At 68.9% G+C, this 12,704-nt stretch carries 14 protein-coding genes and 2 pseudogenes; 8 read left to right on the top strand and 8 right to left on the bottom strand.

Annotated features, from left to right (window positions below; translation table 11 throughout):
- Positions 1-4: 4 nt before the first annotated feature.
- Genes ACFY9I_RS02285 through ACFY9I_RS02275 form a run of 3 tightly spaced genes read left to right on the top strand, consistent with a single transcriptional unit; the run spans position 5 to position 2,559 of the window.
- Positions 5-214: an MbtH family NRPS accessory protein gene (locus tag ACFY9I_RS02285; protein ID WP_390995355.1), complete on the top strand. Its 210-nt coding sequence runs from the start codon at positions 5-7 to the stop codon at positions 212-214.
- A 26-nt stretch (positions 215-240) separates the two neighbouring features.
- Positions 241-1,242: a TauD/TfdA family dioxygenase gene (locus ACFY9I_RS02280; protein WP_390995352.1), complete on the top strand. Its 1,002-nt coding sequence runs from the start codon at positions 241-243 to the stop codon at positions 1,240-1,242.
- Positions 1,243-1,275: 33 nt separating this feature from the next.
- Positions 1,276-2,559 carry a diaminobutyrate--2-oxoglutarate transaminase gene (locus tag ACFY9I_RS02275; protein WP_390995349.1) on the top strand — a complete coding sequence of 428 codons (1,284 nt, stop codon included), beginning with the start codon at positions 1,276-1,278 and terminating at the stop codon, positions 2,557-2,559.
- A 311-nt stretch (positions 2,560-2,870) separates the two neighbouring features.
- Here ACFY9I_RS02275 and ACFY9I_RS02270 read toward each other — a convergent pair whose 3' ends face one another.
- Complete coding sequence (locus ACFY9I_RS02270) at positions 2,871-3,227, bottom strand: hypothetical protein (RefSeq protein WP_390995346.1); 357 nt, start codon at positions 3,225-3,227, stop codon at positions 2,871-2,873.
- Between the two features lie 921 nt (positions 3,228-4,148).
- Between ACFY9I_RS02270 and ACFY9I_RS02265 the strand changes: the two genes are divergently transcribed.
- Together ACFY9I_RS02265 and ACFY9I_RS02260 are read left to right on the top strand one after the other, a co-directional pair.
- Positions 4,149-4,487 carry a MerR family transcriptional regulator gene (locus ACFY9I_RS02265; RefSeq protein WP_390995344.1) on the top strand — a complete coding sequence of 113 codons (339 nt, stop codon included), beginning with the start codon at positions 4,149-4,151 and terminating at the stop codon, positions 4,485-4,487.
- A gap of 242 nt (positions 4,488-4,729) precedes the next feature.
- The gene (locus tag ACFY9I_RS02260) at positions 4,730-4,933 is read left to right on the top strand and encodes a cold-shock protein (RefSeq protein WP_030052720.1); all 204 of its coding nucleotides are present in this window, start codon (positions 4,730-4,732) and stop codon (positions 4,931-4,933) included.
- A 312-nt stretch (positions 4,934-5,245) separates the two neighbouring features.
- Here the strand turns inward: ACFY9I_RS02260 and ACFY9I_RS02255 are convergent, their stop codons facing one another.
- Positions 5,246-6,931 carry an RNase J family beta-CASP ribonuclease gene (locus tag ACFY9I_RS02255; protein ID WP_390995341.1) on the bottom strand — a complete coding sequence of 562 codons (1,686 nt, stop codon included), beginning with the start codon at positions 6,929-6,931 and terminating at the stop codon, positions 5,246-5,248.
- A 163-nt stretch (positions 6,932-7,094) separates the two neighbouring features.
- On the opposite strand from ACFY9I_RS02255, the gene ACFY9I_RS02250 reads away from it, so the two are divergent.
- Positions 7,095-7,310: a hypothetical protein gene (locus tag ACFY9I_RS02250; protein WP_390995339.1), complete on the top strand. Its 216-nt coding sequence runs from the start codon at positions 7,095-7,097 to the stop codon at positions 7,308-7,310.
- Between the two features lie 120 nt (positions 7,311-7,430).
- Here ACFY9I_RS02250 and tal read toward each other — a convergent pair whose 3' ends face one another.
- Together tal and ACFY9I_RS02240 are read right to left on the bottom strand one after the other, a co-directional pair.
- Positions 7,431-8,552, bottom strand: coding sequence for a transaldolase (tal, locus tag ACFY9I_RS02245; protein WP_390995336.1), 1,122 nt, complete (start codon positions 8,550-8,552; stop codon positions 7,431-7,433).
- A gap of 555 nt (positions 8,553-9,107) precedes the next feature.
- A complete protein-coding gene (locus tag ACFY9I_RS02240; RefSeq protein WP_390995333.1) occupies positions 9,108-9,524 on the bottom strand; it encodes a hypothetical protein in 417 nt (138 codons plus the stop codon).
- Positions 9,525-9,690: 166 nt separating this feature from the next.
- On the opposite strand from ACFY9I_RS02240, the gene ACFY9I_RS02235 reads away from it, so the two are divergent.
- Positions 9,691-10,452 carry a GNAT family N-acetyltransferase gene (locus ACFY9I_RS02235; protein ID WP_390995330.1) on the top strand — a complete coding sequence of 254 codons (762 nt, stop codon included), beginning with the start codon at positions 9,691-9,693 and terminating at the stop codon, positions 10,450-10,452.
- Positions 10,453-10,809: 357 nt separating this feature from the next.
- Positions 10,810-10,968: pseudogene (locus ACFY9I_RS02230) on the top strand (ATP-binding protein); the annotation flags it as partial.
- A 49-nt stretch (positions 10,969-11,017) separates the two neighbouring features.
- On the opposite strand, the gene ACFY9I_RS02225 reads toward ACFY9I_RS02230, so the two are convergent.
- From ACFY9I_RS02225 to ACFY9I_RS02210, 4 genes and pseudogenes are all read right to left on the bottom strand, one after another.
- Positions 11,018-11,509 (bottom strand): hypothetical protein, encoded by a 492-nt coding sequence (locus tag ACFY9I_RS02225; RefSeq protein WP_390995328.1) that lies wholly within the window; start codon positions 11,507-11,509, stop codon positions 11,018-11,020.
- Positions 11,510-11,630: 121 nt separating this feature from the next.
- Positions 11,631-11,771 (bottom strand): hypothetical protein, encoded by a 141-nt coding sequence (locus ACFY9I_RS02220; RefSeq protein WP_390995325.1) that lies wholly within the window; start codon positions 11,769-11,771, stop codon positions 11,631-11,633.
- Positions 11,772-12,007: 236 nt separating this feature from the next.
- A pseudogene (locus tag ACFY9I_RS02215) lies at positions 12,008-12,181 on the bottom strand (IS30 family transposase); the annotation flags it as partial.
- Between the two features lie 80 nt (positions 12,182-12,261).
- Positions 12,262-12,687, bottom strand: coding sequence for a transposase (locus ACFY9I_RS02210; protein ID WP_390995322.1), 426 nt, complete (start codon positions 12,685-12,687; stop codon positions 12,262-12,264).
- Between the last annotated feature and the right edge of the window lie 17 nt (positions 12,688-12,704).

Genomic DNA, 12,704 nt, shown 5'->3' with positions numbered 1-12,704 from the left:
CATCATGACCAATCCCTTCGAGAACCCCGACGGCGTCTACCGGGTCCTGGCCAACGACGAGGGCCAGCACTCGCTGTGGCCCGACTTCACCGCCGTACCCGCCGGGTGGACCACCGTCTTCGGCCCTGACAGCCGCACCGCCTGCCTGGAGTACGTCGAGCGCGAGTGGACCGACCTGCGTCCCCAGAGCCTCGTCCGGGCCATGGGCGAGTGACGACGCGAGCGAAAGGGAACAGGCACGTGAGCAGCGTCGACATGACGCAGGCGCCGTACGCCCCGGCGGCCGTCGACGGCACGGTGCGGTACGGCACCCGCACGCTGGCCCGGTTGGGCCATGTGGCGGCGGAACTAATGGACCAGGCGGGCGACCGGGTCGACGACCAGGCGTGGGTGGCCCTCGCCCGGCACGTCTGGGAGGACGCCCCCGCCGAGGTGCGGCGCACCGTGAGGGAGTTCCGCAGGCATTCCGGCCCGGACGGCGCAGTCGTCCTCAGGAGGCTGTCCATCGGTGCCGCGTACCTGCCGCCGACCCCCATGGTGAAGGGATCGGTCCAGCACAGCCCGTCGCTGCCGGCGGCGACCCTGCTGCTGTTCGCGGCGGGGCTCGGCGACCCGGCCGCGTTCGCGGCGGAGAAGTCCGGGGCCCTGGTCCAGGACGTGGTGCCGGTGCCGGGCCAGGAAGAGGTGCAGGGCAACGTCGGCTCGGTCGAGCTCACCTTCCACACCGAGAACGCCTTCCACCCCCACCGCCCCGACTACGTCATGCTCCTGTGCCTGCGCCCGGACCACGAGGGCGTGGCGGAACTGCGCACCAGCTGCATACGACGCGTGCTGCCCCGGCTGACCTCCGCCACCCGCGAGGCCCTGGGCCGCCCCGAGTACGTCACGCAGGCACCCCCGTCCTTCGGTCGCGGCGACGGCGGCACCGTCCACGCCGTCCTCACCGGCGCCCCCGAGGACCCGGACCTGTGCTTCGACGAGGCGGCCACCCGTGCCCTGACCCCCGAGGGCCGGGACGCCCTCACGGAACTGGCGAGGGTGGCCCACGAGACGTACACGGGTGTGCTGCTGCGCCCCGGCGATCTCGCCGTCGTCGACAACAGAGTGACCCTGCACGGGCGTTCGGCGTTCACCCCGCGCTACGACGGCGCGGACCGGTGGCTCCAGCGGACGTTCGCGTTCAGCGACCTCCGGCGCTCCCGCGACCACCGCCCCGGAGACGGAACGGTCCTGGTCAAGTGACCCGCTCAGGCAACGGCGAAAGGCGAGCACACGATGAGTACTGACACGGCACCCCGCACGGTGTCACCCCTCGCGGTGTTCGAACGCCACGAGTCCAACGTCCGCAGCTACTGCCGCAGTTTCCCGGTGGTCTTCGAGCGGGCCCGGGGACACCACCTGTGGGACGGCACCGGACGCCGCTACGTGGACCTGCTCTGCGGGGCCGGTTCGCTCAACTACGGCCACAACCCGCCGGAGATCGTGGACCGGGTCATGGCCTACCTGGCGGCCGGCGGCCCGGTGCAGTCGCTGGACCTGCACACCGCGGCCAAGGCCGACTTCCTGGCCCGCTTCACGGAGGTGATCCTCGAACCCCGGGGCCTCGGGGACCACGTGGTCCAGTTCCCGGGCCCGGCCGGCACTCTCGCGGTCGAGGCCGCCCTCAAGCTGGCCCGCAAGGTCACCGGACGCACCAATGTGATCGCCTTCACCGGCGGCTTCCACGGCGCGTCCCTGGGGGCGCTGGCCGCGACCACGGCGCCCCTGCTGCGCGGTGCGGCCGGGGTCACCCTGAGGGATGTGACGGCCCTCCCCTACGGGGACGCCCCCGGCGCTGTGGCCGCCCTGGAACAGGCCATGGCTCCCGGCTCCGACGTCCCCCCGCCCGCCGCGATCCTCCTGGAGACCGTCCAGGGCGAGGGCGGCCTCCACACGGCCTCGGCGGCCTGGCTGACCCGGATCCGTGAACTGGCCGACGCCGTGGGCGCGCTGGTGGTGGTCGACGACATCCAGGCGGGCTGCGGCCGCACCGGCACCTTCTTCAGCTTCGAGGACACCCCGGGCCTGCGCCCCGACCTCGTCTGTCTGTCGAAGTCGCTCAGCGGCATGGGACTGCCCATGGCGGCGCTCCTGATCCGCCGCGAGTACGACCAGTGGGCCCCGGGTGAGCACAACGGCACCTTCCGCGGCCACAACCTGGCCTTCGTGGCGGGTTCCGCGGCCCTGGACCACTGGACGGACCCGCACTTCACCGACCACGCCGTCGACCTCGCCACAGCGATCCGCACCGGCCTGGAGGACCTCACCGCCGACCTCCCGGCGGGCGTGGCCCACGTGGTCGGCAAGGGCGCGATGAGCGGCCTGCGCTTCGCCACGCCCGACCTGGCGTCGGCGGTCCAGCGGGCCCTCTTCCAGGAGGCGGTCATCGCCGAGATCTCGGGCCTCGGCCACGTCCTGAAGCTCCTGCCACCCCTCACGACGCCGCTGACCGACTGGAAGGAGGTCCTGGACACGATCCGCGAGACGGTCCTCGCCACGGTGACGCACACGACCCCCTGAGCCGCCTCCGGGACTCCGCGTCCTCAGGCGCCCCTGCTCGTCGAAGTCGAGGTGACTGTGACGTCTGCCGTGGTCAGTGCCCCCTTGCTGGGTCGAGGCCGGCCTGGCACGAGTCGTGCCGCCCCCGCCTCACGCCCGGGTGGCGCGTCGCGGGGCCAGGACGGCTATGACGGGCTCGGTGCCCGAGCAGACCCCCATGACGGTCTGACCGGGTGAACCGGCACGAGCCGACATCTGACGGCGGTGTGGGCCCGACCGGCGTACCGGTCGGGCCCACACCGCAGTCAGCGGGTTGCCGTCACAGTGATCGTTCAGCGGTCGGAATAGCTGAAGTCGCCCACGGTCCAGGCGCTGACGTTTTCGATCGCGACACGGTACATCCCGCCTGTCTCCGGGATCCCCATAGTGCCCTGCAGGATCCGGGCGACGTGGAAGTGCAGATGCGCAGGCGGCCCGTTCGTCTCGGGGGTGTTGAAGACAGCGGCGAACTGGCCCAGGCGGTCCGAGTCCGTCAGTACCTCCGAGACCCTCTGTCGCCACACTGCTTCGGGAGCCAGCCGACCGGTGATGACAGCACCGCCGGTGACCACGGTCAGGGACATCTGGTTGCTCTGGCCGGACTCCACCAGGGCGGCGAGGTCAACCAGCAGTTCGTCAGGCTTCGACACGAGGCCGATTATATTCACCGGCCACCCGGCTGCTTCAGCGGTGACGCCACCCGGCAAGGCAGGCGCTCACGGTCTTGGCGCCGAAGACCATCCACTGCGTCAGGGGCGACGGCCGGCTGCCGCAAACCCTCGAGGAAGGCCCGGGCCGTATCGAACCGGTCGAGGCGGGTTACCTCGTCTTCGAGCGCGCGAAAATCTATGTTGGCCAGAGTAGACATTGGGCTGCGGTGTGGTTAAGGTTTCTCTCGTAGCCAAGATCGAGCGAGGCCCGGCAGACATGAACTGCCGGGCAGTAATACGGCAGTTGCAGTGCGCAGGACGGTGCGGTGGTGGAGTACCGAAGCCAGAGCGGTTGCAGGACGGTGACGGGGCTGACCACCGCACCGGGTGGCCCGCGGTGATCAGGGGCCGCCATGAGCGGTACCGCAGTGGCAGTACCGGTAAGTGCAAGTTCGCGGTAACCGGCAGCGAAGTCAGTGAGCAGTACCTCGGTGAAGGCGTCGGCTGCGGGCGCGCGCACCGGGAGATTCGGCAGTGGGGTTCTGAGCCAGAGCAGACGCAGGACGGGCGACGGGGCCGGCTGCCGAAGAGTGGCGCTGTCTGAGGCCACCAGCAGTTCGCGGTGCCAGCAATTCGCAGTTTCCGTCAGTGAGTAGTTCCTAAGAGGGAGAACGGAGGAGCCGAGCGCCATCAGGATCGCCCGGGTGGAAGTCCTGGACCCGGGTACCGCAGGACATCGACAGTGAGGTGGTCTCCGGTCAAGCAACCGCGATCCCCGCGGCTCCGACAGCGTCTCGGTCGGGTCCGCGGAAACAGAGGGCCGGTGCGGTCTCAGGGCCGGCAGATGGTGTAGTTGTTCCTTCGGGGCCCTGGTGCCAGTACGGCGCCAGGGCCCCTCCGTGCGTTCCGCAGAGAGGTGCAATGACAGCAGACGACACGTTCGGCCGCCTCGACGACGACGATTACCCCGCCTACACCATGGGCCGGGCCGCCGAGATGCTCGGCACCACACAGGGCTTCCTCCGCGCCATCGGCGAAGCCCGCCTCATCACCCCACTGCGCTCCGCGGGTGGCCACCGCCGCTACTCCCGCTACCAGTTGCGCATCGCCGCCAGGGCTCGGGAGCTCGTCGATCGGGGCACCCCCATCGAGGCCGCCTGCCGGATCGTCATCCTCGAAGACCAACTCGAGGAAGCCCGGCGCATCAACGCCGAGTACCGCCGCGCCGCCGAATCAGCGAACCCAACGGCAGCGGCATGAGATGAGCGTGCCCGTCAGCGTCGGCGGGCACCGCACGCACGGTCTCGTGTGTGGCGTGAACATTCCTGTGGTGACCCGGTGTGTGGGCGTGTAGCGTCTGCGTCAGCTGTCGTGGTTCGGAATTTCTTCCTGCCTACGCCTCTGGTGTGGGTGTTTTGCTGTGCTGTGCCGCAGGGACCAGGGCGATCACCTCCGTCTGCCACATGGAGTGGGAGGCGTTCATCGACTGGAAGGCATGAGACATGGCAACGGGAACTGTGAAGTGGTTCAACGCGGAGAAGGGCTTCGGCTTCATCGCCCAGGACGGCGGCGGCCCGGATGTCTTCGCGCACTACTCCGCGATCAACTCCACGGGCTTTCGTGAGCTCCAGGAGGGCCAGGCCGTGACGTTCGACGTCACCCAGGGCCAGAAGGGTCCGCAGGCCGAGAACATCAACCTGGCCTGACCTCGCAAGCCTGCCCGAGAGGTCGCGCACGCCGCGTCAGGTGGCCGCCGCCCGTGCAGGCCCTGCCGCCCACCTGGACGAAGGCGCCTGCTCTCGTGCCGGGCCGGCGCAGGATCAGAGGCCGCGCAGGATCAGGGGCCGCGCAGCAATGGCTGCGCGGCCCCTGATCTGTGGAGGCCGGGGCCGCTGCCCTCCCGGGGTGGCTGCTTACTCCCATGCCCGGCTTCGACGCGTGCCCGGCTTCGACGCGTGCCCGGCTTCGACGCGTGCGGGGCGCGACCGGAACCGGGGACCGTGCTGCATGGCTGTGGCTCAGGCGTCGATGATGACGGGGATGATGAGGGGTTTGCGGCGGTGGGTGCGGAACGCCCAGTTCGCCACGGCGCGGGCGACGAGCTGCTCGAGCTGGTGCGCGTCCCCTACGCCTTCCTCAGCCGCGGTGGACAGGGTCTTCTCGATGACGGGGATGACCGACTCGAAGGTGGTGTCGTCGTGGACGAATCCCCGGGCCAGGAAGTCCGGGGGCTCGGTGAGAGCGCCGGTGTCCGCGTCGACGATCGCCACCACCGTGACCACGCCTTCGGCGGCGAGGGTGAGACGGTCCTTGAGGGACGCCTCGGTGGCCCCACCGACCTCCATGCCGTCCACGTAGACGTTGCCTGCGGGGACCTTGCCGGTGATGGACGCGCGCCCGTCGACCAGGTCGACGACGACGCCGTCCTCGGCGATGACGACCCGGTCCGGGTCGACGCCGGTACGGATGGCGAGGTCGCCGTTGGCCCGAAGGTGGCGCCATTCGCCGTGCACCGGCATGACGTTGCGGGGTTTGACGATGTTGTAACAGTAGACGAGTTCGCCGGCGCTGGCATGCCCGGAGACGTGCACCTTGGCGTTGCCCTTGTGGACCACATGGGCGCCCCACCGGGTAAGACCGTTGATCACCCGGTAGATGGCGTTCTCGTTGCCGGGAATGAGCGAGCTGGCGAGCAGGACGGTGTCGCCCCTGCCGATGCGGATCACGTGGTCCCGGTTGGCCATCCGGGACAGCGCGGCCATCGGCTCGCCCTGGGAGCCGGTGCACACCAGAGTGATCTTGTGGTCCGGGAGCTTCTCCAGCTCCTTCGGGCTCACGACCAGACCGGACGGGACCTTCAGATAGCCCAGGTCACGGGCGATGCCCATGTTGCGGACCATCGACCGGCCGACGAAGGCGACCTTGCGGCCGTGCTGGTGGGCGGCGTCCAGGACCTGCTGGATGCGGTGCACATGGCTGGCGAAGCTGGAGACGATGACCCGGCGTGGCGCGGTGCGCATCACCTGCTCGATCGCCGGGTTCAGATCACGCTCGGAGGTCGTGAAGCCGGGCACTTCGGCATTGGTGGAGTCGGTGAGGAACAGGTCCACACCCTCCTCGCCGAGGCGGGCGAAGGCGCGCAGATCGGTGATGCGGTCGTCGAGAGGGAACTGGTCCATCTTGAAGTCGCCGGTGTGCAGAACCATCCCGGCCCGGGTGCGGATCGCGACCGCGAGGCTGTCGGGGATGGAGTGGTTGACCGCTACGAACTCGCAGTCGAAGGGCCCGAAACCACGCCGGTCGCCCTCCCGCACCCGCACCGTGCGCGGCCGGATGCCGTGTTCCTTGAGCTTGGCCTCAAGAAACGCCAGCGTCAGCTTGGAGCCGACGACGGGAATATCGGACCGCTCGCGCAGCAGGTACGGCACGCCGCCGATGTGGTCCTCGTGGCCGTGGGTGAGAACCACGGCCACGATGTCGTCCAGCCGGTCACGGATCGAGGTGAAGTCCGGCAGGATCACGTCCACGCCAGGCTGGGTCTCCTCGGGGAACAGCACACCGCAGTCGACGATGAGCAGCTTGCCGGCGTGCTCGAAGACGGTCATGTTGCGGCCGATCTCACCCAGGCCGCCCAGGGCGATGACCCGCAGCCCCCCTTCGGGAAGGGGCGGGGCGGCTTTCAATTCGGGGTGCGGATGACTCATACCCCGACGGTACCCGGAGAGCGGACGGCGTGATCCATCGCCTGTGTGATCCCACGGCGGTCGGCGACCGTTCGGCTGCTCGTCCGGGGCACGATTCATCAGTGACGGGTCTGTACCGGGAGCGGTGCAACTCCCGAGCTGGAAGCGACAGTTGCTGACTGACGTGACGAGTGACACCGAGGCCGGCAAGGCCGCTGAGAGTGGGGCGAGCGCCGTGGACGACGGGGTGGTCGCCGACTTGATGGCCCGGGCTCAGGCCGGTGGGGTGAAGCACACCAGGGCGGGCGGCCTGCCGCAGCAGGCGACCAAGCGGGTGCTGGTGTCCGCGCTCAGTGATCATCTGGGGCACGGGCCCGGTGAGCGGGCACGAGCACGGTGAGCGGGCCGAGGCGGCCGGGAGAACTACCGCAACGGGCACCGGTCCAAGACGGTGATCACGGAGTCTGGGCCGACCGGGGCGTGGCCCCGACGATCACACACGCGTCGTTCGCGGACATCGTCAGTTCCCTTCCAGGGCTGCGGGTCGACCGCGCAAGGTGTCGGCGAGCTGCTCGGAGAGCTGCTGCCAGCTGGCGTCGAACTTCGACACGCCTTCGTCCTCAAGGGTCTGCACGACGTTGCCGTAGTCCACACCGACGGCCCGCAGCCCGGCGAGAACCTGCTCGGCGTCGTCGTAGTGGGTACGCACCGAGTCGGCCGGTACTGGGCCGTGGTCGGCAACCGCGCGCAAGGTGGCCTCCGGCATGGTGTTGACCACGCCGGGTGCGACCAGTTCGGTCACGTAGCGGGTGTCGGGGTAGGCGGGGTCCTTGACGGAGGTCGAAGCCCACAGGGGACGCTGAGGGCGGGCTCCCGCCCCCCGAAGGGCTTGCCAGCGGGGTGACGAGAGAACCCGCTCGTAGTGCTGGTAGGCAAGCCGTGCGTTGGCGATCGCCGCCCGGCCGCGCAGCCGGGCCGCCTGCGCGGTGCCGGTCTTGTCCAGGCGTGCGTCCGCCTCGGCGTCTACGCGGGAGACGAAGAACGAAGCCACCGACCCGATGCCCGAGAGTTCCCGGCCCTCATCGCGGGCGCGTTCCATCCCGTCGAGGAAGGCATCCACGACCTCGTCGTAGCGAGCGAGGGAGAAGATCAACGTGACATTGATGCTGATGCCCTCGGCCAGACACGCGGCGATCGCCGGCAGGCCCTGGCGTGCGGCCGGAATCTTCACGAACAGGTTGGGACGATCGACCAGCCACCAGAGCGCCCGCGCCTCAGCAATCGTCGCAGCGGTGTCGTGCGCGAGCCGAGGGTCGACCTCGATGGAGACCCGCCCGTCGACACCGTCCGTCGCGTCATAGACCGGGCGCAGCACATCACATGCCCACCGGACGTCGGTTGTGGTCAGCGCCCGCAGCGCCTCACCGACCCCGACTCCGCGGGCCGTCAGGTCACGGATCTGCGCGTCGTAGGCGTCGCCGCTCGTGATGGCCTTGGCAAAGATCGTCGGATTGGTGGTCACCCCCACCACCCGGTCCCGCGCAATCAGGTCCGCCAGGCTCCCGGACACCAGCCGCTCCCGGCTGAGATCGTCCAGCCAGATCGACACGCCGGCATCGCTCAGTGTGTTCAAGGGATTCATGACGCTGCCCGCTCCTCCCGCGCGCCAAGCGAACGGGCTCCTGCTTGCTCGTCCGCGGCCCGCACCAGAGCCTGCCTGTCGCTCCATCGTCTCTGGAAGCCCAGTGGCCCGCATCCGCACACCGGACCAGGCCGACAGTGCGGACGCCCGTCCGCCACCTGTCCGTCACCTGTCCGCAGCAGTTCTTGAACACTACGGAACGTCTGATTCGATATAGGTGAAAATGATTTGCGTTCTATGCGTCTCGCAAGGTTGTGGCGGTCTCGCCGATTGCTCGTTGGTGAGGTCGCGGTTTGCGGCGAGTTGAATCCTCCTTTCGGAGTGTCCGGGTGGGGGCTGGTCCCGTAGCGGCAGGCCAGGCGAGTGCCGGCAGTCAGCTCGGTTGGTGCGTCTTCGCGGGTCGGCGGAGTCGGCGATCCGCGCCGGGAATCAACGTCGCCAGACGCGGCCAATCCGACACTCGCGCATTTCGCTTGGGGCCACGGACAGGAGTCCGAGGCGAGGCCGAGTAGGGGGCGGCCGTGATCGGCTCCGGTTCCGGCTTCATGCCGAATCTCAACGCCCGCCAGTCCTCGGCGGCGACCTTGGCCGAAACCCTTCGTCATCCGGATCCTGTTGCGACGCGACGGTCTGAAGCGCCGCGCAGAGCGCGGCACGCGCGCGGACCAGCGTCCAGACCGCGTCCGCCTCGGCCTCGGCCTCGCCCAGCGACAGCCGGTCGAGGTACCCGGCGAGGACGGGCAGCGCCGCCCCCAGCGGGTCCTCGGAGGCACGTGCGACGGCCGCCTGCATCGGCGTCGCGACCTCGCCCGCCCGCCACGTCCACACCAGGTCACCGAAGTCGATGATCCCGGTCGGCACGAACCCTCCGTCGGCATCGAAGTCACCGACCACGTTGCACTCGTGGATGTCGGTGTGCACCGCCTGTTCCGGCAGCCGCCCGGCGGTCGTGCCGCCGACGAGCTCGGCCACACACGGGGTTGAAGTAGCCTCGCGGAGTACGAAGTTGATTTGGCTCCACTTGGCTGTCGGCGGCCACTTCACATTCCCCAGGCACGGCCAGATACGTGATCACAGTTGGTGATCGATGAGGGCTGGGTCACAGCGGGACTCCAAGAACGCCTGGTAGGCACGGCGTATGGAGGAACTTGCACGGCTCAGCGATATCGAGCAGGCCGCGGCCGGCGACGGACATCCGGTCTGGGCCGCCCAGGGACAAGGCGGTGACGGCCTGGGGCCGGGGGTACGGGCCTGGTGCCACGGCGCGGCGCTGGCGGTGGCGAGCCCGAACCCTCAACAGGACCGGCTTGCGGTCAAGGGCGACGGCGCCGACGTGGCCGTGCTGGTGCGGCGGATCCTGGAGGAGATCGGCCCGTCCTACCGAGTCCTGGGGGAAGCTGCCTTGATCGATGCGCTGGTGCGGCAGCTGCCCAATCTGGCGCAGGTCCACAATTTCTTCTGGATGGAGGCCACGTCCCCATCCGGTGCCGCCGCCGCAGGCGTGCGGTGGCTGAACGCCCGCGAGGAGAAGGAGGTGACCTGGCTGTTCGACCGCTTCTTCCCTGACTCCCACGCGCAGCCGGGACGCGCGGGCATGCGCCGCTGGGCCGGGGTCGTCGGCGAGGTGGACAGCAGCATCGGGGCGAAGCCGCTAGCGGTGGCGGCGGACGCGTGGTCCGTGGCCGGGTGCGGGTTCATGGGAGGGGTGGTCACCCACCCCGCCGCCCGCGGACGCGGTCTTGCGCGGGCCGTGTGCGGCTTCGTCATGGACGCCCTCGTCAACCAGCACGGCCGCGCCGCGCTCATGGTGCTCACCGGTAACGCGCCGGCCATCGCCACGTATGAACGCCTCGGCATGGCCAAGCGCCTGTTCGGGGCGGCGCACATCGCGGCCCGGTGAGGCCAGGGCTCCACGGTGGCAAGCCGACGCGGGCCCGCTCACACGAAGTGATCACTGGCGGCCAGCTCCCCGCTAACTGGCTGCTATCACTTGGCGAACACGTGCTGCGACGTGCCCTCGTTGGAGTGCATGCGCTGCTCCGTCCGCCCGGCGACAGCAGGGTGTGCGCGTCGATCACGGTCTTGTCGGAGGCCGTGTGTGTTGATCGCGGTCATGTCGGGAGGCCGGGGTGGGTTTGTCGCGCGCTGAACTGTTCGCAGCGAGCCGGAGGGACAAGCGTCTCGATCCGGAGATGTCGCAGCGGGTTCTGGCGGAGAAGTACGGGGTGCACCGGCGGACGGTGCGCCAGGCGTTGAGCTGGCCCGCACCATCGCCCGCTACGGCCGCGTCGATCTGCTCTGTCTGGACGAGTTCGGCTATCTCGATCTGGACAGTGCGGGAGCGAAGCTGCTGTTCCAGATCTTCATCGAGCGGGAAGAACGCAGGGCTATCGCGATCGCGTCGAACGCTCCGTTCTCCAAAGCGCACTTGTTCCGGCGAACCCGTGCCAGGTGCTGCCGAAACTTCACGGGTTCGATGGGGTCCAAGAGGCTGCCCAGTCGCCTCGATGTTCGCGCCACGCGGTCCTGAGGACTTCGAGCTCGGTGCGAGGGAAGTGCTCACCCCACTTGCCGCGGTATGCGCTCTCGCCGTACTCCCTCACGACCTCGTCGAAGCAACGGATCACTGCTCGGGCAACGACGTCGATGTTCTGCTGGGTGGCCCAGATCTCAGCCCCGGTGTTGTCGTGGTCACTGCCGCGGGCCAGCTCGAGTAGGCGGATCCACACGTCGGTGCCTTCACGGTAGAAGATCCATCGGAAGGCGGTGGGCTCGGCCTCGAACTGTGCTCGGCATTCGGTCTCGCCGACGATCAGACGTGTTACTGCCGTCAAGAGATCTTCGGGGGCAGCGGTGATATAGGACGCCGTGACTTCGGCTTCCGCCTGGTGGTCGCTGACGATGCAGTCGGCCCAACCACGTCCGGTCAGGGCCCAGGTGAGTCGCAGGTGGGCCATCGTCGTTCCCCTCCTCCAGCCATGGGTTCCCTGCGCTGATCACCGAGGGCCCGGCGCACACATCCGAGTCTGGGGGATGGCGAGAGGGCTGACCACCGGATTCTCTGACGCTGGCCGACCATCAGCAATCGGGCAGACGCCCGGGGTCGACGTGGTCGGCGAGATAGCTCAGGGTGGCTTGCGGGTCCATACCAAAGGCCGCAGCGACGAGCTTGGGATCCATGGAGTTCACCAGGTCGACGAGACGGGTGCTGCGGATCATGCGGGGCGGGAAGCCGCAGTCGTCAAGGACATGGGAGAGATAGGCAGTGAGGCTGGGCTCCGTCCGGCCTTTGTTCCCTTGGTGACCATGACGTGCGGGTTGTCCGTCCGCCATGCCTCACGGTGGGCCAGGCACCGCTGCAGCACCGCCTCCGGGAGGCCGGCCGCAGCCGCGTCGGTGTGAGGGTGCCCCGTCGGCTTGGGCGGATTCTTGGGGTCCTCGCAACACGTGACGGTCTACGTGGTCGTCAGTAGATCACGCAGGCGCTCGGCTGGGGTTTTCCAGCCGAGCGTTTTGCGTGGCCGGCCGTTGAGTTGCTGGGCGACGTGTTCGAGGTCTTCGGCACTGTGCACGGACAGGTCGGTTCCTTCGGGGAAGTACTGTCGCAGCAGGCCGTTGACGCTTCTATGTCAAGCAGCGAGCTGGTGGTGGGTGATGTGGTGCTGCCAGGTAGCTCGGTCTTTGGTGATGGCGCGGTGGATGACGTCGATCAGATGGCGTTTGAGGATGCGTCGGGCGCCGCGGGCTCCTTTGGCCGGCTCGTGGCGGGCCAGAAGTGCTCGTGCGCCCGGGTGGAATCGCTGTTGGACGATGGACGTCGTGTAGAGCACGCTGTTGAGTCGCCGGTTGCCGCCTCGGTGCAGCCGGTAGCGTTCCTTGTCGGAGGGTAGACCGGGATCGGCGCGGTCCCGGTGTAGCGGGTGAGCTTCGCTGAGCTGGTGAAACGGGTGATGTCACCGATCTCGGCGAGGAGGACCGCCGCGGAGACGTGGCTGATCCCTGTGATCTCCAGCAGCGCGGGTGCCAGCGGGGTGACCAGTTCCCGGATGGTGGTTTCGAGTCCGCGGACACGCTCGTTCAGCCCGTCTGTCTCCGTGATCATCTCGATCAGCACCAGGCGGACGTGATCGCTCATGTCCGTGGTGTTCCCCG

This window comes from Streptomyces sp. NPDC012510 (assembly GCF_042955065.1).
Taxonomy (GTDB): domain Bacteria; phylum Actinomycetota; class Actinomycetes; order Streptomycetales; family Streptomycetaceae; genus Streptomyces.
Note: the sequence above shows the minus strand (reverse complement) of the source record. Positions and strands in the feature narration are given on the sequence as shown.

What these genes read in the sequence shown, in the direction of transcription:
- ACFY9I_RS02285 (WP_390995355.1), top strand. Translation starts at nt 5, where the DNA reads ATGACCAATCCCTTCGAGAACCCCGACGGCGTCTACCGGGTCCTGGCC.
- ACFY9I_RS02275 (WP_390995349.1), top strand. Translation starts at nt 1,276, where the DNA reads ATGAGTACTGACACGGCACCCCGCACGGTGTCACCCCTCGCGGTGTTC.
- ACFY9I_RS02265 (WP_390995344.1), top strand. Translation starts at nt 4,149, where the DNA reads ATGACAGCAGACGACACGTTCGGCCGCCTCGACGACGACGATTACCCC.
- ACFY9I_RS02260 (WP_030052720.1), top strand. Translation starts at nt 4,730, where the DNA reads ATGGCAACGGGAACTGTGAAGTGGTTCAACGCGGAGAAGGGCTTCGGC.
- ACFY9I_RS02255 (WP_390995341.1), bottom strand. Translation starts at nt 6,931, where the DNA reads ATGAGTCATCCGCACCCCGAATTGAAAGCCGCCCCGCCCCTTCCCGAA.
- tal (WP_390995336.1), bottom strand. Translation starts at nt 8,552, where the DNA reads ATGAATCCCTTGAACACACTGAGCGATGCCGGCGTGTCGATCTGGCTG.
- ACFY9I_RS02235 (WP_390995330.1), top strand. Translation starts at nt 9,691, where the DNA reads ATGGAGGAACTTGCACGGCTCAGCGATATCGAGCAGGCCGCGGCCGGC.
- ACFY9I_RS02225 (WP_390995328.1), bottom strand. Translation starts at nt 11,509, where the DNA reads ATGGCCCACCTGCGACTCACCTGGGCCCTGACCGGACGTGGTTGGGCC.
- ACFY9I_RS02220 (WP_390995325.1), bottom strand. Translation starts at nt 11,771, where the DNA reads ATGATCCGCAGCACCCGTCTCGTCGACCTGGTGAACTCCATGGATCCC.
- ACFY9I_RS02210 (WP_390995322.1), bottom strand. Translation starts at nt 12,687, where the DNA reads ATGAGCGATCACGTCCGCCTGGTGCTGATCGAGATGATCACGGAGACA.